Below are 21,194 nucleotides of genomic sequence, written 5' to 3'. Positions count from 1 at the left end.
CTGGGTCGCTGGGTTCGGGAAGGACCTGCGGAGCGGGTAGGTCCGCGTCCTGGTCCACTGAGTGCTTCGCTGGTTGTGCCGTTCGTCTGCCGCGGGCCGGTGGGGGCTGGTCGCGCGGTTCCGCAGCCGACTTCACCAGGTCCGCTCAGCGATCCTCCGTGCCGGTGGCGGCTGTCGGCGGGCGACCGGCCGCGGCGGGGGCCGCGGATTCCTCCGGGCGGTCCAACGCGGGCGTGACCAGGGGATCCGCGAGCAGCGCCCGCACCAGGGAGTGCAGGGCCGCGACGGCCCGGCCGACCGCGTCCCGGACGGGTGCGCTCAGCCCGGGGGCGATGTCCTCGTCGCCGCGCGGCGGCTCCCCGGGCTCACAGGCCAGGACGAGGACGCGGGGCAGGGCCTCCTCGCCGAGGTGGGCGGCGAGGGCGAGCACCTTCGCCGGGTCCATGCCGTGCGCCTCGGGCGGGGCGGCCGGGCGGCCGTCGGGGAGTTCCGGCTCGACGAGGGAGAGGGTGCCGGGGCGTTCGCCGCGTACGGCCGCGTCCACGAGCACGACCACCGCCCAGCCGTCGAGCAGCGTGTAGGCGAGGTCCATGCCCCGGATGCCGAAGTCCCGGACCCGCACCTCGGGCGGCAGCGGACGTGCGTCCAGGGCGCGGATCACCTCCGGGCCGAAGGCGTCGTCGCCGAGGAAGATGTTGCCGACGCCCGCCACCAGCAGCCGCGTCACCGGGCACCGCCCGGAACCTTGCGGACGAAGTCGGAGCGCAGCGAGTGGTAGCCGGCGGTGGGGTCGAAGAAGAGAGCGTGCATCCGGGCGAGTTCGTCCCTGCGGTACTCGGCGAGCGGCCGTTCCTCCTCGTCGGCCCGGCGCGCCGCGGCCTTGGCCGCGATGCGGCGATCGAGATCCGGTGCTCCGGCGAGTGTGGCGGCGAGTCGCTCGACCTCGGCGGTGAAGCCCTCCGCGGGGACCGGCACCAGCCGGTCGACGAGCCCGATCCGGGCGGCCGTCGCGGCGCTCACCGGCTGGGCCTCCTCCGTCAGCCGCCGGGCGGTCTCCGCACCGACGCGACGGGGCAGCGAGTAGGTCCAGAACTCCGAACCGTACAGGCCCATCCGCCGGTAGTGCGGGTTGAGGACGGCACCGGCCCGGCACCAGACCTCGTCGGCGGCGAGGGCGAGCATGGCACCGCCGGCCGCCGCGTTCCCGCCGAGCGCGGCCACGACGAGCCGGTCGGTGGTCCGCAGCACGGCCTCGACCAGGTCGTCCATGGCGTCGAGGTTGGTCCAGGACTCCTCGGCGGGGTCCGGGGCGGCCTCGATGACGTTGAGGTGGATGCCGTTGGAGAAGAAGTCACGGCGGCCGCCGAGGACCAGGACCCGGGTCGGCCGGGTGAGGGCGTACCGGTAGGCGGCGAGCAGGCGCCGGCAGTGGCCGGTGCTCATCGCGCCGCCGGGGAAGGAGAAGGTGACGAGGCCGACGTCGCCGTGCTGCCGGTAGCGGATGTCCGTCCAGGTGCGGCGGTCCGGGGGCAGTTCCAGCGGGGCGGGGCGCTCGGGGAGGTCCGGGCCGGCGAGGACGTCGGTGGCGGGGCGGCGGAAGGGGGCGGGGTCGCCGGAGTTCTTGCGGGAGCGCAGCTCGGGGATCCAGACGGCGCCGTCGCGGGTGGCCCGGCAGACCGCGCCCGCCCGGGTCGCCAGCAACTCACCCGGTTCTCCGCGCAGTTGGTCCTCAAGGTGGCCGCCGTGCAGGAACACCTCACGGCCGAGGAGTTCGTCCAGCACCCCCGGCTGCGAGTCGGCCCCGCGCAGCTTGCGCAGCACCGTCGCGGTGTCGTCGGCCGCCCAGTCGATGCGCCGCCGCTCCTGCCGGAAGACGTCCCGCCAGGCGACCTTGCCGTGGATCGCGGGATCGCTCTGCGGCCGCGGCTTGTACGAGCCGTCCGCGTACCGGCGTACGGCCAGGTGGACGGCGGCGAGGGCGGCGTCGGCGGCCTCGTTGCGATAGAGGTCGCTCTTGCCGACCGGCGCCACCGGGAAGGTCTCGCTCGCCCAGACCGCGCCCGCGTCCATGGCCGCCTCGGCCTGGAGCACGGTCACCCCCCACTCGGCCGCCTGTTCGGCGATGGCCCAGTCGAGGGACGAGGGACCCCGGTCGCCGAGCGGTCCCGGATGCACGATCAGGCAGGTGTGCCGCTGCCAGACGTCCTCCGGGAGTGCCGTCTTGAGCATCGGCGCGACGACCAGCTCCGGGCGCCGGTCCCGTACGGCGCGGCGGACGGTGTCGGGGCCCTGGCCGGCGAGGACGACGTCCACCCGGTGGCCGAGGTCGGACAGTTCGGCGTAGACCCGCTGGGACAGGCTGTTGAACGCGCTCGCGACGAGCAGAATGTCCATGGTGCGGCATATTCGCCGCTTCAGCGGCTCCCGGAAAGGACCCGTGCGGCGTTTCGCCGGCCGTCCTGCGCCGCGCGGCCCTGTTCAGGCGTCGGAGCGGGAAACGGGGACCGTCCCGGGTCCGCGGCGCGAAGATGGGTGCGCCCGTGTCGACCGATCCCTCTTTGGAGCGTGCCGCGTGACGGCGTCGGACCGTGTCTCCGAACGATTCGTGGAACTGCTGGACACCCGCCCGGAGATCCTGCGGGAGGCCGCGGGGGACTTCGGCCACCTGGTGTGCGCGCCGCCGCTGGGTGTGCTGCGGCCCCGGTCGGCGGCGGGGGTCGGGGACGCGCTGGCGTATGCCGGGCCGCGCGGGATCCCGGTGGTGGCGCGGGCCGGCGGTCATTCGATGTACGGCCAGGGGCAGGCGCGCGGCGGGATCGTCCTCGACCTGCGTGAGCTGAGCGCGGTCGGGCCGGTGACCGGGGACCGGGTGGAGGTGCGGGCGGGTGCGCTGTGGCGGGACGTGCTCGCGGCGACCCTGCCGTACGGGCTCACCCCGCCCGTCCTCACCGACTACCTCGGTGCCGGCGTCGGCGGTGTGCTGAGCGTGGGCGGACTGGGCGGCGCGAGTCACCGGCACGGCCTGGTCGCGGACTCGGTGCTGGAGCTGGAGGTGGTGACCGGCGGCGGCGAGCACCTGGTCTGCTCGCCGGACCGGCACGGCGCCCTCTTCCACGCGGTCCTGGCCGGCCTGGGACAGGTGGCCGTCATCGTCCGGGCCACCCTGCGCCTGGTGCCCGCGCCCGACCTGGTCCGCCGCTACTGCCTGTACTACCGCGACCTCGACGCCTACCTGGCCGACCAGCGCCTGCTGGCGACGGACCGGCGCTTCGACTACCTCGAAGGCCAGGCCCGCCCCACCGAGGAGACCGCGGACGACTGGACGTACATGGTGGAGGCGGTGGCCGCCCACCAAGGAGCGGCCCCGCCCGACGACAGGACCCTCCTCGGGGACCTCTCCTTCACCGCGTCCGAGAGCACGGACCTCGGATACGCCGAGTTCGCCGACCGGGTCGCCACCGACGAGGAGGTCCTGCGCGCGACCGGCGAGTGGTTCCACCCGCACCCCTGGCTCAATCTTCTGCTGCCCGACGACACCGCCGCGTCCGTCGTGACCGACGTTCTCGCCGACCCCGCCTTCCGGGACCTGCGCGGCAACGGCCTGGTCCTGCTCTACCCCCTCCTCACCCGCACCCTGCGGGCCCCGCTGTTCCGCCGCCCGCGCGGCGAGGTCGTCCACCTCCTCGCCCTGCTGCGCACCGCCGCCCCGGGCACGGCCGACCCGATGGTGGCCGCCAACCGCACGGCGTACGAGTTCGCGCGGGCGAAGGGCGCGGTCGCCTATCCGGCCAACGCGGTGCCGATGTCCCCCGGCGACTGGCGGGAGCACTACGGCAGCGGGTGGAGCACCCTGGCCGAGGCGAAGAGCCGCCACGACCCGCACGGCGTCCTGGGCCGGGGGCACGGCATGGGCTGGTGAACGACGGCACGGGAATTCGGCGCAGGGGTGTCGATTGCGCGGGGTGCCGTTCGTCGGTGGGGTGTAGGAAGCTCATGAGGACCGGGAGGAACCATGAAGTACATGCTGCTGGTCTGCGGCGACGACACCGCTGACGCGTCCGGGATGGCGCCGGTCGAACCCTGGGTGGAGGAGCACGGCGTCCGGCGCGGGACCCGGTTGTACGGCCACCGGCTGCAGCTGCCGGACCGGGCGGTCACCGTGCGGGTACGGGACGGCGAGGTGCTGCGGACCGACGGGCCGTTCGCGGAGACCAAGGAGTACGTGGCCGGGTTCGACGTCGTCGACTGCGACGGCCTGGAGGAGGCCGTACGGATCGCCGCCGCGCACCCCGTGGCCACCATCGGGGCGATGGAGGTGCGCCCGTTCTGGGACGAGGGGCTGATGGAGGACGCCGAGGTGGCCGTTCGCCGTATCGACGCCGAGCTGACCGAGGCCGCCCGCGACCGGGACGTCGACCGGCTGATGGCCTGCTACGCGCCCGACGTGGAGGCCTTCGGGTTGGCCGGTGCAGAGGTGCAGTCGGGGATCGGTGCGCTGCGCAAGGCGGTCGAGGCGTGGTTCGCGACGCTGACCGGGCCCGTGCACCGCGAGGTGCTCGAACTCCGCGTGCGTCCCGGGGAGGGCAGCACCTTCAGCCACGCCCTGGTCCGGATCCACGGCACCCGGGTGACCGGGGAGCGCCTGGACCGGGTGGTGCGTGCGACCACCGGCTACCGGGACACCGGTTTCAGCTGGCTGATCGCCCATGAACACGTCTCGGTGCCCCTGGAGGCGAAGCAGTCATGAAGTACGTCCTGTTCATCTGCACCCCCGTCGGCGGGGAGGAGCTGAGCCCGGCCGAGATCGCCGAGGACCCGCGCTTCGCCTCGTACATCCAGCACGTGCGCAGTCGCGACGTCGTCAGGGGCGGTGCCCGGCTGCGGCCCGGGGCCGACGCGACCACGGTCCGGGTCCAGGGCGACGAGGTCCTGCTGAGCGACGGGCCGTTCGCCGAGACCAAGGAGTACATCGCGGGCTTCGACGTCATCGAGGTCGCCGACCTCGACGAGGCGATCGCGCTGGCCTCCCGGCACCCCGCGGCGCTCGCCGGCGGCTCGGTAGAGGTACGGCCGGTCTGGGAGTGAGCACCACGGACGAGGTCGAGGCGGCCGTCGCCGCCGCCTTCCGCGAGGAGTGGGCCCAGGTCGTCGCCACCCTGATCCGGGTGACCGGCGACTGGGACCTCGCCGAGGAGTGCGCGCAGGACGCCTTCGCCCAGGCGCTGGAACGGTGGCGGCGCGACGGAGTACCGGGCCGCCCCGGCGCCTGGCTGACCACGACCGCCCGCAACCGCGCCCTGGACGTGCTGCGCAGGGAGGCGGTGGGGGCCCGGAAGCTGCGGGAGGCGGCGGTGCTGGCACGGGACGAGGGGCCGTACGACCCGTTCGACCCGGACGACCCGTTCGGCGAGGACGACGACAGCGGGGTGGCGGACGACCGGCTGCGGCTGGTCTTCACCTGCTGCCACCCGGCGCTGCCGATCGAGGCCCGGGTCGCGCTGACGCTCCGTACCCTGGCCGGGTTGACCACGCCCGAGATCGCGCGTGCCTTCCTCGTCCCCGAAGCGACCATGGCGCAGCGGCTGGTGCGGGCCAAGCGGAAGATCCGCAACGCCGGCATCCCGTACCGGGTGCCGCCCGCGTACCTGCTGCCCGAGCGCACGGCGGGCGTCCTCGGCGTGCTGTACCTGCTGTTCAACGAGGGGTACGCGGCCACGGCCGGCGCCGACCTGATGCGGACCGGCCTGTGCGCCGAGGCGATCCGGCTGGCCCGGCTGCTGGCCCGGCTGATGCCCGACGAACCGGAGGTCGTCGGGCTGCTCGCGCTTCTGCTGCTGCACGACGCCCGCCGGGACACCCGGGTGGACGCGGCCGGCGACCTGGTCACCCTGGAGGACCAGGACCGCACGGCCTGGGACCGCGCCGAGATCGACGAGGGGACCGCGCTCCTGGACGGCGCGCTGCGCCGGGGCCGCCCCGGCCAGTACCAGATCCAGGCCGCCATCGCCGCCTGCCACACCACCGCGCCGGCCGCCGCCGACACCGACTGGGCCGACATCGCGGGCCTCTACGGCGAACTCCAGCGGTACGTCCCCTCGCCCGTGGTCCGGCTGAACCGTGCGGTCGCCGTGGGCATGGCCGAGGGCGGTGCGGCGGGGCTCGCCCTGGTGGCGGAGCTGGAGGCGGAGGACGACCTGACCGGCTATCACCTGCTGCCCGCGACCCGCGCCGACCTGCTCCGCCGCATGGGGCGTACCCGGGAGGCGGCCGAATCGTACGCGCGGGCGCTGGAGTTGGCGGAGAACGCGGCGGAACGCAGGTTCCTGGCGAAGCGCCTCGCGGCGTGCCGGTCGGCGTAGCCACCCGGGGGTTCGCCGCAGGCTCCGGCCGGGGGTTGCCCCCACGGGGAATGCGGCAGCCCGCTGGAGTGCTCGCGGGGCGGCCCGTGCCTAGCGTGATGACGCATGGCAACGTTCTCCCTGAAGTCCGCCCTGGCGTTATCGGTGGCGGCACTCGTACTGGCGTCCGCACCGCCGGCCCTCGCCCGGTCGTCGCCTCCTGGACCGGCCGAACGGTGCGGTCCGCAGGACGGCGTCCGACGGGCGCTGACCCGGCTGACCGCTGACGACCACATCGTCGGCGCCTCGGTTCTCGCCGACGGCCCGTGCGGGCGCTGGACCGAGACCGCCGGTACCGCCGATCTGCGCACCGGCCGCCCGATGAACACCACCGACCGGCTGCGCGTCGGAAGCGTCACCAAGACGTTCACCGCGACGGTCGTCCTGCAACTCGCCGCCGAGCACCGGCTCTCCCTCGACGCCACCGTCGACCACTACCTGCCGGGCCTGATCGACGCCCACGGCTACGACGGCCGGCGCATCACCGTTCGGCAACTCCTGCGGCACACCAGCGGGTTGCCCGACTATCTCGACGCACCGGAGTGGGAGCACCCCGAGCGGCTGCGGTACCGCCACTTCGAGGCGAGCGAGTTGATCGCCCGGGCCCTCCGGCTCCCCCGCCCTCAGGGGTCCTGGCACTACGCCACCACCAACTACCTGGTCCTCGGCCTGATCGTCCAGAAGGTCACCGGGCACGCTCCCGAGGACGAGATCGGCCGCCGGGTGATCCGGCCCCTCGGGTTGCACGACACCTACTGGCCGGGAGACGAGACCCGTCTCCAAGGGCCGTATTCCCACAGCTACTTCACGTCCGGCGACGGGCGGCGCGTCGACGGCACCGACTGGAACGTGTCCTTCGGCGGGGTCGGCGGTGCCCTCGTGTCCACGCAGGGCGATCTCACCAGGTTCGCCACCGCGCTGCTCGGCGGACGGCTGCTGCCGGCGGTCCGACTCGCCGAGATGGAGCGGACGGTGGCGGCCGACCCGGACCGGCTGTGGCCGGGTGCCCGGTACGGCCTGGGGCTGATCTCGTCGCCGCTGTCCTGCGGCGGGGTGTGGTGGGGGCATGCCGGGACCGTGCCCGGCGGGCATCGTGCGCTGGTCGCCGTCGCCCCCGGTGGCCGAAGCGTGGCCGTCGCCCTGAACCAGGTCCCGGACAGCCTCCAGGCCGAACTGGACTTCCAGGACCTCGTCGACACGTCCCTCTGCGACAGCGAAAGGACCTCCGCATGACCGGCTTCGCGGCCACGGCCGCCCTGGCCCTGGCGAGTGCCCTCGCCCTCGGCACCGCACCGGCCGCCACCGGCGCCCCGGACCCACTGGCCCGCTACCACCACCAGCACCTCGCCTGGAAGAGCTGCGTGCTCGGCCCCGACGACGACACCGGCAAGGACCTCGAGAAGGCGGGCGCCCGATGCGCCGACGTCACCGTGCCGTTGGACTACGACGACCCGGGCGGCCGTACGATCACGGTCGCCGTCTCCCGGATCAAGGCCGCCGACACCGCCCACCGCGTCGGCGCCCTGGTGCTCAACAGCGGTGGCCCGGGCGGCCAGACGCTCGGTGACCCGCCGTGGGTGCGGGAGGCGATGAAGGACGTCGGCAAGCGGTACGACGTGGTCGGTGTGGACCCCCGTTTCGTCGGCCGCAGCACCCCCATGGACTGCCACTGGCCCACGGGGTCGGCGATCCGAAGCCCGGGGCACGACCGGGCCGGCTTCGACCGCTCGACCGCCTTCGCCGAGGAACTCGCCCGCGACTGCCGGAAGTACGAGGGCGACGTGCTGCCGTACGTCACCACCCGGAACACCGCGCGGGACATGGACGTGATCCGCGCGGCGCTCGGTGAGCGGCGGATCTCCTACCTCGGCTACTCGTACGGCACGTACCTGGGCGAGGTGTACGCCACGATGTTCCCGGACCGCACGGACCGGGTCGTACTGGACGGCGTGGCCGACCCCGACCGGTACAGCCCTCGCCTGCTGCGCGGCTCGGAGCCCGCCAACCGGCACGCGCTGCGCGACTGGGCCGCCTGGGCCGCCGCCCGCGACACGACGTACGGCCTGGGCCGCAGCCGGGACGCGGTACTGAGGGTCGTGGACCGGGTCCAGGCCGCCGCCGGGCGCGCGCCGCTGCGGGTGGGCGGCTACCGGGTGGACGAGAGCGTCGCGCCGATGGTCGTCTTCAGCGGCCTCTCGCAGGACAACGACGCGGCGTACGGCGACCTCGCGGCGGCCGTCCGCGACCTGCGTGACGCGGCCGACGGCAGGACCGTCGACCCGAGTCCGTGGCTCGCCGACACGCTCGGCTTCGTGCTGACCGGTTCCGAGTCGGAGTACGGCAGTGTGCAGATGGCCATCCTCTGCGGGGACGTCGGAGCGCCCCGCGACCCGGAGACGTACTGGCGTGACGTCCAACGGGCCCGTATGCAGGACCCGTTGTTCGGGCCTGTGACCAACAACATCGGGCCGTGCGCCTTCTGGGACCCGCCGCGCGAGCGCCCGACCACGATCAGGGACGACCTGCCGGCCCTCCTCGTCAACGCGACCGGCGACCCGCGCACCGTCTACGAGGGCGCGCAGGCGGTGCACCGGGACTGGCCCAGCTCCCGCCTGGTGACGCTGCGCGGCGCGGACCAGCACGCGGTGTTCGGGGTCTACGGCAGTGGCTGCGCCGACGGCACGGTCAACGCGTATCTCGCCACCGGGCGGCTGCCGGCAACGGACGTCACCTGCGCCGCGCGTCCTGTGCCAGCGCCCTGAACTCAGCCCACCGCACCCGCGGCCGGGGCAGGCCGCGCCGGCGCAGATAGCGGTCGGTGGCCTGCCTCGTGCTGCGCAGCACGCTCACCGCGTCGCTCACCCGGCCCGACCCCATCGGCTCCACCACCTTGCTCGGGGCCAGCACCCATCCCGTACCGTCGGCCCGCAGTTCGCCGCGCACGAGCGCGTTGTGCATGTGGTTGAGGCGCTCGTCGTGCCGGTGCACCAGCAGGGCGGCGGGGCCCGCGGCGGCCGGGCAGTCGGCCGGTACGTCCACGGCGAAACCCTCGCCCGTGGGCACCGGCCGGGTCCGGGCCAGTACCGGCGCCCCGGAGGCGTCGCGCGCGGCGAGCACCGCCGTCGGGAAGCGGGCGAGCTGCGCGGCGCCGACCAGCTCACCGGCCGACGCCGCGGGCGCGTCGGACACGGGCAACGGTGACCGTACGACGACCTGCTGCGGCGTCACGGTGATCAGCAGCCGCAGGTAGTACCAGTCCATCACCAGCCGCATCGGTGCCGTGACGTACGACCTGCTGTGCGGCTGCCGTTCGAACAGCATCCGCCAGTAGTCCTCGGCGCCCTCCGGCCCGGTCATGATCTCGTCGGGGCAGTCGGCACGGCCGCCGACGAAAATCTGCGGGGCCTGCTCCAGGCCGCTGCCGGTGGGGTCGGAGAAGAGCAGGGCGACACGGCCGTCCCGGCGGATGTTCAGCGCCTTCTGCGCGAACGCCAGGGAGGTGCTGAGCAGCAGCGTCCCGTCCGGGCGGCGGCGCACGGCCGTCGGCCAGGCGAGCGGGGTGCCGTCCCGGCCCAGGGTGGCGAACTCGCAGGTCCGGTAGGCGTCGAGGACGTCGAGCGGGGCGGAGTCGAGGAGGGCCATGGTCTACTCTCCGTCCAGCGGGGCACGCATGCTCCGGCAGTAGGCGGCGTACTGGCGGCGGCCGACGGCCCGCCACAGCAGCCGGCCGATCAGCGGGGCCCTGCCCAGGAAGAAGGCGGTCTCCTCGGGGGTGGCCTCCTCCAGGATCGCGCCGAGGGCCAGCAGGCGCTTGTTCTTCGGCAGCCCTTCCAGGCCGCGCTGTCCGACCAGTTCCCATTCCGGGACGGTGAGATGCCCGGCGATCAGCGGGAGCAGCGACTGCTCCTCCTCGTCGAGGTGCTCCAGCAGCGCGATCCGGTGCGTGTCCAGGGCCAGCGCCAGTTCCTCGCCGGGTATCCGGTCTCCGGACTCCTCCCACACGGGCGTCCACTCGGCGACGGCCGTCAAAGTGCGGTCGATCGCCTCGTGCTGCTCGGTCATCCGGTCCACCAGCGCCTTTTCGGGGGCGACCCGGGCCCGCAGCAGCGGCCAGATCAGCTCGTCCTCGGCGTGGTGATGGTGGTGGAGGCCGAGGGTGTAGTCGCGCAGGGCGGCGGCGACCCGCGCCGCACCGGCCCGGTCGCCGTCGGGCACGGCACGCACCAGCCGGGGCAGCAGCGCCGACTCGCGGCGGAAGACCCGGTGGACCACGACCATTTCGTGGGTATGAGGACGCTCTGCGGTGGCGGAGGCGCCGTGGCTGCTGTTGAGGGACACGCTTGCTTGCTCCAACGATCTGGTGTCTGCGTCAGCCGCCCACCGTTGCTCACCCCTCTTGGCGTCCACTTGGCGGTCGGCTCGGCGGTCGGCCCGGCGGTGCGTGCGGCGGTCGGTCCGGCGGCTCCGTGCAGCCCGCGTTTAACGTCTGTTGACAGGATCAAGGCGACGCTCGGGTAAATTCCCGCGGCGTGCTGCGTATGCGAGTCCTGGGTCCGCTGGGTGCCGAAGTCGCCGGGATGCCGGTCGAGTTGGGCGCTCCGCGACAGCGCGCCGTGCTGGCCCTGCTGATCGCGGCCCGGGGCGGTGTCGTACCGGTGGACCGGATGACGGACGCGCTGTGGCGGGGTGAGCCGCCGGCCAAGGCCGCTGTGTCGCTGCACGCCTATCTGTCCAACCTGCGCCGGTCGCTGGAGCCGGGGCGCCCGCCGCGGGCCCCGGCCACCGTGCTGGTCACCGTGGCGCCCGGGTACGCCCTGCGGCTGGCCGCGGACGCGGTGGACGCCTGGCGGTTCGAGACCTGGGTCGGGCGCGCCCGCACCGCCCCGGCCGAGGAGGCCCGGCGGCTGCTCGCCGAGGCACTGGGCTGGTGGCGGGGGCCGGCCTTCGCCGAGCACGCGGACGAGGAGTGGGCCGCCGCCGAGGTGGCCCGGCTGACCGGGCTGTACACGGAGGCCCGGGAGCTGGCCGTGGGCGCGGATCTGCGCACCGGCCGGGCGGCACAGGCCGCGGCCGACGCCGAGTCGCTCGTCCGGGACAGTCCCCTGCGCGAGGAGGGCTGGCGGCTGCTCGCGCTCGCCCACTGGGCCTGCGACCGGCAGGCCGACGCCCTCGCCGCGTTGCGCCGCGCCGGCGCCGTCCTGCGTGCCGAGCTCGGCTGCGATCCCGGGTCCGCCCTGCGGGAGGTGGAGCACGCCGTGCTCAACGGGCGGCTCGACGTGCTGCGGGCGGCCGTGCCCGAGCCCGTCGCCGAACTCCCCGCGCGCACCGGACCCGGTCTGTTCATCGGCAGGGGCCAGGAGTTGCGGGCCCTGGACGGGGCGGCCCGGGCCGCACGCCAGGGCGGCGGCCTGGTGCTGGTGACGGGCGCGGCCGGGGCGGGCAAGTCCGCGTTCCTCGACCGGGCCGCGGCCCGGCTGCGCGAGGCCGGCTGGCGGGTGGTGATCGGGCGCTGCCCCGAGTACGAGGGCGCACCGCCCGCCTGGGCCTGGGTGGAGGCGCTCGGCGCGCTCGCCCGCGAGGTGCCCCCGGCCAGGCCGGAGGAGCTGACGGTACTGCTGCCGGAGCCGAGCACGGCCGCCCCCACCACGGACGGCGAGGCCAGCGCCGGCCGCTTCCGCATGCACCGCGCCTTCGCCGCCTGGCTGCGCGCCGCGGCCTCCCAGGCGCCCGTCGCCGTCCTGCTTGAGGACCTGCACCGGGCGGACGCCGAGACCCTGGCCCTGGTCGAGGCAGCGGCCGCCGTCACCGGGGTGCCCCTGCTCACCGTCGCCGGGTACCGGCCCGCCGAGGTCGGCGAGCATCTGGTCAAGACCCTCGCCCACCTCGCCCCGGCCGCCCCGCACCGGATCGCGCTGGGCGGCCTGCCGCTCCAGGACACCGCCACCCTGGTGGACGCCGTCTGCGGCGCGCCCGTGGCTCCGGAGACCGTGGCGGCGCTCGCCGAACGCACCGGCGGCAATCCGTTCTACGTCCTGGAGAGCGCCCGGCTCCTGGCCGACGAGGGCGCCCTGGTCGCGGTCTCCGAGGTCCCCCAGGGGGTGCGTGACGTGCTGCGCAGGCGCCTCGCCCTGCTGCCCGCCGCCGCCCGGTCCGTCGTACAGCTCACCGCCGTGCTGGGTCTGGAGGCCGAGGTCGCCCTACTCGTCGATGCCGCCGACGCGGACGAGGAGCAGGTGCTGGAGGGGCTCGACGCGGCGCTCGCCGCCGACCTGCTCGCCGAACCCGGGCCCGGCCGTGTCCGGTTCGTGCACGCCTTGGTCCGCGACACCGTCTACGCCGACCTGTCCGGCGCCCGTCGCTCCCGGCTGCACGCCCGTGTCGCGCGCCTCCTGCGCCACCACCGTCCCGGCGAACTCGCCGCACTGGCCCATCACTTCGCCCGTTCCGGCAGTACGGCCAACGCCCCGCTCGCCGTCGACTACGCACTGCGGGCCGCCGAGGCCGCCGAGCAGCGCTACGCCCACGACGTCGCCGTCACCCTGATCCAGCAGGCGATCGACACCCATACCGCGGCCACGGGCGACGACGACACCCCGCCCGACCGGCTGATCGAGCTGTCGGTACGGCTCCTCGGCGCCCAGGTGCGCACCGGCGCCACGGACACGGCCCGGCGCACCCGGCAGCGCGCGGTGGAACTCGCCGAACAGGCCGACCGCGGCGACCTGGTCGCGGCCGTGTACGGGGCCTGGACCGAGCCCGCGCCCTGGCGCAGCCGGCTCGAAGGGCCGTTCGACCGGACCACGCTGGCCCGTCTCGAACGGCTCGCGGCCGATACCGGCCTTGACGGTCCGACGCGGGCCCGGGTCCTCCAGGTGCTCGTCGACGCGGTGGCCGCCGAGGACCCGTCCCGGGCCCTGCAGGCGTCCCGCGCCCAGCTGGCGCTCGCCCGTGCCGACGGTGAACCGCGCCTGATGGCCGCCGCGTTGATGACCTCGGCCCGGTTGCTGCCGCACGAGACCCGGGCCGGCACCCGGCCGCCGCTCACCGCCGAGCTGCGCGACCTCGCCCGGGCCCACGACCTGCCGGCCTATCGCTGGGTCTGCGAGAACCTGGACGCGATGACCGCCGCCGCCCGCAACGACCCGGCGGCCGTGCACCGGCACACCGCGGAGGGTGTGGTGCTCGCCCGCCGCTACCGACTGGTGTGGGCGCAGGGGCTCAGCGCGGCGACCACCGCCATGCTGGCCTGCGTGACCGGGCGCTTCGAGGCCGCGGAGGCCGGATATGCCGAGGCGGACACTCTGCTGCAGCGGGTGGGCGCCCACCACGCCACCGGTCTGCGCACGCTCGGGCTGATCACCATGCGGCTCGTCCAGGACCGTGCGGCCGACGTCGAGCCGCTGGTCCGGGCCGTGTTCGAGTCGGCGCCCGGCCAGGTCGCGGTGGCGTGGGCACTGGTCCTGGCGCGCCTGGGCAGACTCGACGAGGCGCTGGCCGTACCCGTCTCCGCGGAACCGCCGCGGGACCATCTCCACGGCCTGGAGCTCGACTTCCGCGCCCAGCTCGCCGTGCTGCACCGGGACCACGACACGGCGGCCGCCCTCCTCGGGCACCTGCGGCCGCTGCGGGACCAGCTGGCCGGCGCGGCGGGCGCGGCGTACGCGAGCCGTCCGCTCGCGCACGCCCTCGCCGACCTGGACCGGCTGCTCGGCGAGGACCGGGCGGCGGCCGAGGGCTACGCGCTGGCCCAACGCACCGCGCTCGCCTGGGGTTCGGCCCACCTCGCGGCGGACGCCCGCCGGGCCGCGGCGGACCTGGCCGACGCCCGGGCCCGCCGCCGCACCTTCGCGACCTGACGACCCGGCACCGGGCCGTCCCCGTCGTCAGCCGCCGAGCGCGGAGTTCACCACCGCCTTGGCCTCATCCTGCACCCGGGCCAGGTGGTCGGGGCCCCGGAAGGACTCGGCGTAGATCTTGTAGACGTCCTCGGTGCCGGACGGGCGGGCCGCGAACCAGGCGTTCTCCGTGGTCACCTTGATGCCGCCGATCGCCGCGCCGTTGCCCGGGGCCTCCGTGAGGACGGCGGTGACCGGCTCACCCGCCAGGGTCTCGGCGGTGACCTGGGCCGGGGAGAGCTTGCCGAGGAGGGCCTTCTCCTCGCGGGTGGCGGGGGCGTCGATGCGGGCGTAGGCGGGTTCGCCGAAGCGGGCGGTGAGGCCGGCGTAGTGCTCGGACGGGGTCTTGTCCGTCACGGCCGTGATCTCGGAGGCCAGCAGGGCGAGCAGGATGCCGTCCTTGTCGGTCGTCCAGACCGAGCCGTCGCGGCGCAGGAAGGAGGCGCCGGCCGACTCCTCGCCGCCGAACCCGATGGCGCCGCTGACCAGTCCGTCGACGAACCACTTGAACCCGACCGGTACCTCGACCAGTTGACGGCCGAGGTCGGCGGCGATCCGGTCGATCATCGAGGACGAGACGAGGGTCTTGCCGACGCCGGCGCCCGCCGCCCACTGCTCGCGGTGGCGGTAGAGGTAGGAGATGGCGACGGCGAGGTAGTGGTTGGGGTTCATCAGGCCGGCGTCGCGGGTGACGATGCCGTGCCGGTCGGCGTCGGCGTCGTTGCCGGTGGCGACGCGGAACTCGTCCCGCTTCTCGATCAGCGAGGCCATCGCGTACGGCGACGAGCAGTCCATGCGGATCTTGCCGTCCCAGTCCAGCGTCATGAACCGCCAGGTGGGGTCGGTGTACGGGTTGACCACGGTGAGGTCGAGACGGTGCCGTTCGGCGATCCGGCCCCAGTAGGCGACGGAGGCGCCGCCGAGCGGGTCGGCGCCGATGCGGAGCCCGGAGGCCCGGACCGCGTCGAGGTCGAGGACGCTGGGCAGGTCGTCGACGTAGACGCCCATGAAGTCGTACCGGCCGGTGGCCGGCGCGGCGAGCGCCCGCTCGTACGGGATGCGCTGTACGTCCTTCATCCCGCCCGCGATGATCTGGTTGGCGCGGTCCTGGATCCAGGAGGTGGCGTCGGAGGCGGCGGGGCCGCCGCTGGGCGGGTTGTACTTGAAGCCGCCGTCGGCGGGCGGGTTGTGCGAGGGGGTGACCACGACGCCGTCCGCGAGGCCGGTGGTACGGCCCCGGTTGTGGGTGAGGATGGCGTGCGAGACGGCGGGGGTGGGGGTGTAGCCGTCGGCGCTGTCGATCAGGACGGTCACGCCGTTGGCGGCGAACACCTCAAGGGCGGTGACCTTGGCCGGCTCGGACAGGGCGTGGGTGTCGGCTCCGAGGAAGAGCGGGCCGTCGGTGCCCTGGCCGCTCCGGTACTCGCAGATGGCCTGGCTGGTGGCGGCGATGTGGTCCTCGTTGAACGCGGTCGTCAGCGACGATCCGCGGTGTCCCGAGGTGCCGAACGCCACCCGCTGGCCCGGGTCGGACGGGTCGGGGTGCAGCGCGTAGTAGGCCGTGACCAGCCGGGCCACGTCGACGAGGTCCTCCGGAGCCGCCGGCCGGCCCGCTCGCTCATGCGGCATGAGTCCACTTCCTCCGCAGTCGTTGATCGATCGCTCGCCGCCCATCTTTCCTTGTCAGCGGCCCCGGACGCGAGTGCGGCACCGGCCGCGCGCCGAAGACACGGCGGGTTCACGGCGGGTTCACAGCAGACGTACCGCAACGGGTGTGCGCTGTTCGTGGACGGCCGCCGGCCGGTCGAGGCCGAGGTGAGCGAAGGCGAGAGGGCCCCCGGACGGTTCCGGTGGGCCCTCTCGTGTCGTGCGGTGTGCCGCCGTGGCGTCGTGCGGCGCCGGTCAGTGTGGAGCGGGCACCGTGCGTGCGGCGGCCGGCGCCTTCGCCGGCTTCGGGTTGAGGACGCGCTCGGCCAACTCGCCGAACAGCAGGCCGAATCCGCCCCACAGCGCCGCCTGGATGGCGAGCGCCGAGAGCCGGAACCGCCACAGCAGGGTGGCCGGGAAGTCCGCCGGCACCTCGTTGACGACCGGCAGGAACTGGTACGCCAGCCCGATGAGGACGCCGAACGCGACCACCGCGAGCACGGTCGCCCACCAGGTGCCCAGCCGCGGCTGGAGCCGCTTGCCGAGGATGGTGGCGGCGACCGCGAGGAGCACGCTGAGCAGCATCATCAGGAAGTACAGCGTGGTCCGCTTGCCGATGGTGTCCGGGTCGCCCACCGACGGCGGGTTGGCCGGGTACTTCAGGAACGGCACCACGTACACGGCGACCAGGGCACAGCCGGACAGCAGCAGCGCCGTCGCCCGCGGCGAGAACCGGCCGACGCGGCCGAGGGCGAAGCAGTAGGCCAGGGCGGCGATGCCGCCGAAGGCGACCCCGTAGACGAGGACACCGGTGGCCAGGCCGGCGGTGGACTGCAGGGAGCGGGAGACGACCTCCATCTCGTGCTCGTGCGAATGGGCGTCCTCGAAGCTGATCGCCTTGTCGACGTTCGGCTCACCGAGTACGTAGGCGACGACGAGGGCGAGCAGGCCGGCGGCCAGGCCGGCGAGCATGCCCCGCACCAGGAGGTTCCGGACCGTTGCGGAGTTCATGGGTGGTACGGCGTCCCTCGCGTCAGTGGCAGGGGAAGCCGAGCAGGTGGCGGGCGTCGTGCACCCACTCGTGGACGTCCGTGCCGCTGAACACGGAGGTGGCACCCTGTTCGGCGCCGACGAAGTAGAGCAGGATCAGCATCAGGATGCCGAAGAAGACCGCCCAGGGAGCTATCGCGGACAGCGGCAGCTTGGCGGGAACGGCGGGGGTGGTGGCTGTCGGCGGAGCGACGGTCTGCGCCATGGCAGGACCTCCTCTGGGAGTTCGCGTCCCAACTCGGTGGTGCACAGGACGACGGCCACGGGTCTGACTCACGAGCAGCCCTGGGGCTCTCGCATACAGTGGCGCGACCGTTCCGGATTCCCACCGGGTTCCGTCTCGCCGTCGTCGATATCGGACAGACCGTACCGCGTGTCAGGGGCACGGCCAAGACCGCACCACCAGGCGTGATCTTCATCTCGCGCCTGCTGGGCGGCCGGTGGGGCGGCTCAGGCGGGTGGGGCGAGGCCCAGTTCGCGCTCGCCGAGCGGGGCGAAGAAGCGGTCGACGTCGGTGTCGGTGACCTCGGCGAGGGTGGCCGGGGACCAGTGCGGGGTGCGGTCCTTGTCGACGACCTGGGCGCGGATGCCCTCCACCAGGTCATGGGTGGCGAGGGTCGCGCAGGAGACGCGGTACTCCTGGTCCAGGACCCGCTCCAGCGTGCCGAGTCGCCGGGTCCGGCGCAGCGCCGCCAGCGTGACCTTCAGGGCGGTGGGTGACCTGGTGAGCAGGGTGTCCGCCGCCTCTTTCGCCGCCGGGTCGCCGTGCGCGAACAGCCGCTGGACGATCTCCTCGACGGTGTCGGCCGCATAGCAGGCGTCGATCCACGCCCGGTGCCCGGCCAACTCCCCCTCGGGCGCCTGCCGTACCTGCCGGGCGAGCGCCTCGGGTACCGGCAGGGCGGCGAGGTCGGCGACGAACGCGGGGATCGAGCCGGACGGCATGGAGTGGTCGGCGAGTCCGCAGAGCATGGCGTCGGCGGCGCCGATCTGGGCGCCGGTCAGGGCGAGATGGGTGCCGAGTTCGCCGGGCGCGCGGCCGAGCAGATACGTGCCGCCGACGTCGGGCACGAAGCCGATCCCGGTCTCCGGCATGGCGATCCGCGACCGCTCGGTGGCGATCCGGACGCGGCCGTGCGCCGAGACACCGACCCCGCCGCCCATCACGATGCCGTCCATGAGCGCGACGTACGGCTTCGGGTACCGGGCGATGCGGGCGTTGAGCCGGTACTCGTCCCGCCAGAACGCGGCCGCCGCCGACCCGTCGCCGTCCCTGGCGTCGTCGTGGACGGCGCGGATGTCCCCGCCCGCGCACAGGCCGCGCTCCCCCGCGCCGGTGATGACGACGGTCTGGACGGCCGGGTCCCGCTCCCACGCCGTGAGCGCCTCGTCGATACGGCGCACCATGGCGTGCGACAGCGCGTTGATGGCCTTCGGCCGGTTGAGCGTGAGGTGCGCGGCGCGTCCGTCGACGTGCAGCAGGACGTGTTCCTCGGCGCCGGTCATCCGGACACCTCCGCCGGGCCGCGGGCCACGATGAGGAGCATGATCTCGTCGGTTCCTTCCGGGAGCGGGTGGACGCGTGGGTCGGGGACGATCTTCTCCTGACCGTTGCGTCCGGAGCACGCCGACCCGTCGAAGGGCGTCCCGGGCCTCAGTCGCACCGACCCTCACCGCCGGCCAGGGTCGGCGGCCAGGACGGACCAGCCGATCCACCCGGTCCGTGGCCGTTCGTCCCCCATGACTGCCCTTCCGTTCATGGCAGGGGTGAACATGCTTTGCCCGGTGGGGACTTGGCCTTGAGTGACAACCTACCTACGAGTAAAGACGCTTGAGCCGTCAAGCTAGCCTTTTCCCATGGAGACTCCCGAGCCTCGTTGGCTGACGGACGACGAGACGCAGTGCTGGCTCGTGCTGGCCGGGGTGCTGGTCCGGCTGCCGGCGGAGCTGGACGCGCAGTTGCAGCGGGACGCGGGGATCAGTCACTTCGAGTACCAGGTGCTGGCGGGACTCTCCGAGGCACCCGGCCGGACCCTGCGGATGAGCGAGCTGGCGATGTTCGCCAACGGTTCGCTGTCCCGGCTCTCCCACGTCGCCAAGCGGCTCGAGGACCGGGGCTGGCTGCGCCGGGAGCCGGACCCCGACAACGTCCGCTTCACCGTGGCGACGCTGACGGAAGCGGGCTGGGAGAAGGTCGCCGCCGCGGCACCCGGCCACGTGGCCGCCGTACGCCGCATGGTCCTCGACCCGCTGACCCGGTCCCAGGTCCGGCAACTGCATGAGATCGGCCGCCGCATCCTCGCCGCGACGGACGACGCGGGCAGGCCGTCGGTCTAGGGGATGCCGCCGCCGCTCAGCGCGGGGACGGTTTTCTCCGGGTGGAGCAGGGAGCGGGCGGCGATGCGGAACTGGCCGAGCCTGTCGACGATGGTCTGGCCGACCGGGGTGTGGCCCCAGACGCTGATGCCCTGGTGGGTGCTGGGTTCCCAGGTGGACTCGTCGACGACGAGGGGGTTCCAGCCGATCTCCCACTCGAAGCCCGAGGGAGTACGGGCGTAGTAGGAGAGTTCCCTGTCGTTGGTGTGCTGCCCGACGGACAGGGCCATGTCGAAGCCGAGTTCGTGGATGCGCTCGTAACTGCGGGCCAGGTCGTCCAGGGAGGCCGCCTGGATGTTGAGGTGCTGGACCCGGGTGCGGATCGGGTCGATGGGCAGGCCGTGGACCGCGGCGATGGCGATGGAGTGGTGGCGTTCGTCGACCCGCAGAAAGCGGATCTTGAGTTTGACGCCGCTGATGGTCTCGTCGATGTAGTCGGTGAGACGGGCGTCGAAGACGGTGTCGAAGTAGCCGCGCGTCAGGGCGGGCCTGGCCGAGGTGATGGCGACATGGCCCATCCCGGAGTCACCGGTGACCCAGCCGGACGCGAGCATCGTCAGGGGGTCCGCGGCGAGGACGGGGGTGGTGTAGATCTCCTGGGTGATGCCCTTGGGGCCGGCGAAGCGCAGCAGTCGCTCGACGCCGCGCAGTCCTGCCTCCTCGGCGGTGCCCGTGGCGACGGGGACGCCGTGCGCGCGGACGCGGGCCTCGATCTGCTCGAAGGTGGTGTGGTCGTCGAGGTGCCAGCCGATGGCGACCACGTCCTCGGCGGGGCCGCGCCGCAGGAGGAACCGGCATGCGTGGTCGTCGAGGCGGAACCTCATCAGGTCGCGGGAGAGGTCGTCGTGGTGCATACCGATGGCGTCGGTGCCGAAACGGCGCCAGTCGGTGAACCTGTTGGTCTCCATCACGATGTAGCCGAGATGGACGGACCCGAAGACGTCGGGATCCGCGTTCATCGCCGGCCTGCCAGGAAGTCCGCGCACAGACTGTTGAACAGCTCCGCGCGCTCCCACTGCACCCAGTGCCCGGTGTTCGCCACCATGTACAGGTCGCAGTTGGGCATGCGCTCGGCCAGCATCCGGCCTCCGCCGGGCCGGTTGACCCCGTCCGCGGCGCCCCACAGCACCAGGGTCGGCACCGGCAGCCGCTCCAGACGCTTGTCACGGGTGAAGTCCATCTTCCATACGGTGCGCAGGGACTTCGGACGGGTCAGGGGCGGGTTCGCGACGACCTCGGGGTCGATGCTGTCCTGGTAACGGGTGTCGATGACCGAGTCGGGCACCCCGGCCGCGTTGAAGACGAGGTGGGTGCGGATGAACTTCTCCAGCTTCGGCCGAGAAGGACCGTCCCCCGAGTAGTAGTCGAGGAGGCTGTGGAGACCGGGGGTGGGCAGGGCGCGGGTGGTGCCGATGCCGCCGGGGCCCATCAGGACCATGCGGTCGACCCGGTCGGGGGTGTCCAGGGCCAGGCGCAGCGCGCAGGCGCCGCCGTAGGAGTTGCCGACCAGGTGGGCCTTGTCCAGGCCGAGTCGGTCCAGCACGCCCCGGATGTGGTCGGCCAGGTAGCCGAACGGGTCGCTCCCGTCGACGCCCTTGGTGCTGCGGCCGTAGCCGGGCAGGTCGGGCACGATGACCCGGTACTCCTTGGCCAACTCGGCGATGTTGCGGCCGTAGTTGGAGACTCCCGAGGCGCCGGGACCGCCACCGTGCAGGAGGAGGACGGGCGGGCCGTCGCCGGTCTCCGCGACGAAGATCTTCTTGCCCGAGACGTCGAGCAGGGACTCGTGCATGGACGGCGGCTGGTTCTGTGTGGTCATGGGGGTGGT

The 21,194-nt window shown here is 73.8% G+C and carries 19 protein-coding genes; 8 read left to right on the top strand and 11 right to left on the bottom strand.

Going from position 1 to position 21,194, the window contains the following annotated elements; translation table 11 throughout:
- Positions 1–145 precede the first annotated feature (145 nt).
- Entirely contained in the window at positions 146–727 is a 582-nt protein-coding gene (locus ABT137_RS02535) for a hydrogenase maturation protease (RefSeq protein WP_351701230.1), read from the bottom strand.
- Positions 724–2,394, bottom strand: coding sequence for an enoyl-CoA hydratase-related protein (locus tag ABT137_RS02530; protein ID WP_351701228.1), 1,671 nt, complete (start codon positions 2,392–2,394; stop codon positions 724–726). The genes ABT137_RS02535 and ABT137_RS02530 overlap by 4 nt, the downstream gene beginning before the upstream one ends.
- Before the next feature lie 178 nt (positions 2,395–2,572).
- Here ABT137_RS02530 and ABT137_RS02525 point away from each other — a divergent pair, with 178 nt between their 5' ends.
- The 6 genes from ABT137_RS02525 to ABT137_RS02500 all read left to right on the top strand — a co-directional run bounded on the left by ABT137_RS02525 (position 2,573) and on the right by ABT137_RS02500 (position 9,160).
- Complete coding sequence (locus ABT137_RS02525) at positions 2,573–3,919, top strand: FAD-binding protein (RefSeq protein WP_351701225.1); 1,347 nt, start codon at positions 2,573–2,575, stop codon at positions 3,917–3,919.
- Between the two features lie 93 nt (positions 3,920–4,012).
- On the top strand, positions 4,013–4,747 hold the full coding sequence (locus tag ABT137_RS02520) for a nuclear transport factor 2 family protein (RefSeq protein ID WP_351701222.1): 735 nt from the start codon (positions 4,013–4,015) through the stop codon (positions 4,745–4,747).
- Positions 4,744–5,085: a YciI family protein gene (locus ABT137_RS02515; RefSeq protein WP_351701219.1), complete on the top strand. Its 342-nt coding sequence runs from the start codon at positions 4,744–4,746 to the stop codon at positions 5,083–5,085. The genes ABT137_RS02520 and ABT137_RS02515 overlap by 4 nt, the downstream gene beginning before the upstream one ends.
- Complete coding sequence (locus tag ABT137_RS02510) at positions 5,082–6,359, top strand: RNA polymerase sigma factor (protein WP_351701216.1); 1,278 nt, start codon at positions 5,082–5,084, stop codon at positions 6,357–6,359. Before ABT137_RS02515 ends, ABT137_RS02510 begins: the two co-directional genes overlap by 4 nt.
- A 105-nt stretch (positions 6,360–6,464) precedes the next feature.
- Positions 6,465–7,631: a serine hydrolase domain-containing protein gene (locus ABT137_RS02505; RefSeq protein ID WP_351701213.1), complete on the top strand. Its 1,167-nt coding sequence runs from the start codon at positions 6,465–6,467 to the stop codon at positions 7,629–7,631.
- Positions 7,628–9,160, top strand: a complete 1,533-nt coding sequence (locus tag ABT137_RS02500) for an alpha/beta hydrolase (protein WP_351701210.1) — start codon at positions 7,628–7,630, stop codon at positions 9,158–9,160. Before ABT137_RS02505 ends, ABT137_RS02500 begins: the two co-directional genes overlap by 4 nt.
- Here ABT137_RS02500 and ABT137_RS02495 read toward each other — a convergent pair.
- Positions 9,126–10,040, bottom strand: coding sequence for a pyridoxamine 5'-phosphate oxidase family protein (locus tag ABT137_RS02495; RefSeq protein WP_351701207.1), 915 nt, complete (start codon positions 10,038–10,040; stop codon positions 9,126–9,128). The two genes, ABT137_RS02500 and ABT137_RS02495, sit on opposite strands and share 35 nt — an antisense overlap.
- A gap of 3 nt (positions 10,041–10,043) precedes the next feature.
- On the bottom strand, positions 10,044–10,736 hold the full coding sequence (locus ABT137_RS02490) for a hemerythrin domain-containing protein (RefSeq protein WP_351701204.1): 693 nt from the start codon (positions 10,734–10,736) through the stop codon (positions 10,044–10,046).
- 200 nt (positions 10,737–10,936) lie between these two features.
- Here ABT137_RS02490 and ABT137_RS02485 point away from each other — a divergent pair, with 200 nt between their 5' ends.
- On the top strand, positions 10,937–14,254 hold the full coding sequence (locus ABT137_RS02485) for an ATP-binding protein (RefSeq protein ID WP_351702319.1): 3,318 nt from the start codon (positions 10,937–10,939) through the stop codon (positions 14,252–14,254).
- Positions 14,255–14,281: 27 nt separating this feature from the next.
- Here the strand turns inward: ABT137_RS02485 and pgm are convergent, their stop codons facing one another.
- The 5 genes from pgm to ABT137_RS02460 form a co-directional block, all read right to left on the bottom strand.
- Positions 14,282–15,922: a phosphoglucomutase (alpha-D-glucose-1,6-bisphosphate-dependent) gene (pgm, locus tag ABT137_RS02480; protein WP_351701201.1), complete on the bottom strand. Its 1,641-nt coding sequence runs from the start codon at positions 15,920–15,922 to the stop codon at positions 14,282–14,284.
- Positions 15,923–16,195: 273 nt separating this feature from the next.
- Positions 16,196–16,951: a CbtA family protein gene (locus ABT137_RS02475; RefSeq protein WP_351701198.1), complete on the bottom strand. Its 756-nt coding sequence runs from the start codon at positions 16,949–16,951 to the stop codon at positions 16,196–16,198.
- Positions 16,952–16,973: 22 nt separating this feature from the next.
- Positions 16,974–17,195 (bottom strand): CbtB domain-containing protein, encoded by a 222-nt coding sequence (locus ABT137_RS02470; RefSeq protein ID WP_089103609.1) that lies wholly within the window; start codon positions 17,193–17,195, stop codon positions 16,974–16,976.
- A gap of 245 nt (positions 17,196–17,440) precedes the next feature.
- Positions 17,441–18,496 carry an enoyl-CoA hydratase/isomerase family protein gene (locus tag ABT137_RS02465; protein ID WP_351701195.1) on the bottom strand — a complete coding sequence of 352 codons (1,056 nt, stop codon included), beginning with the start codon at positions 18,494–18,496 and terminating at the stop codon, positions 17,441–17,443.
- Positions 18,493–18,654 carry a hypothetical protein gene (locus tag ABT137_RS02460; RefSeq protein WP_351701192.1) on the bottom strand — a complete coding sequence of 54 codons (162 nt, stop codon included), beginning with the start codon at positions 18,652–18,654 and terminating at the stop codon, positions 18,493–18,495. The genes ABT137_RS02465 and ABT137_RS02460 overlap by 4 nt, the downstream gene beginning before the upstream one ends.
- Before the next feature lie 193 nt (positions 18,655–18,847).
- Here ABT137_RS02460 and ABT137_RS02455 point away from each other — a divergent pair, with 193 nt between their 5' ends.
- A complete protein-coding gene (locus ABT137_RS02455) occupies positions 18,848–19,327 on the top strand; it encodes a MarR family winged helix-turn-helix transcriptional regulator (protein WP_351701189.1) in 480 nt (159 codons plus the stop codon).
- Here the strand turns inward: ABT137_RS02455 and ABT137_RS02450 are convergent.
- Positions 19,324–20,325 (bottom strand): VOC family protein, encoded by a 1,002-nt coding sequence (locus tag ABT137_RS02450; RefSeq protein ID WP_351701186.1) that lies wholly within the window; start codon positions 20,323–20,325, stop codon positions 19,324–19,326. The two genes, ABT137_RS02455 and ABT137_RS02450, sit on opposite strands and share 4 nt — an antisense overlap.
- Entirely contained in the window at positions 20,322–21,185 is an 864-nt protein-coding gene (locus tag ABT137_RS02445) for an alpha/beta fold hydrolase (protein ID WP_351701184.1), read from the bottom strand. The genes ABT137_RS02450 and ABT137_RS02445 overlap by 4 nt, the downstream gene beginning before the upstream one ends.
- Positions 21,186–21,194 lie beyond the last annotated feature (9 nt).

It is taken from the genome of Streptomyces sp. NPDC001980 (assembly GCF_040296885.1).
Lineage (GTDB): Bacteria > Actinomycetota > Actinomycetes > Streptomycetales > Streptomycetaceae > Streptomyces.
Note: the sequence above shows the minus strand (reverse complement) of the source record. Positions and strands in the feature narration are given on the sequence as shown.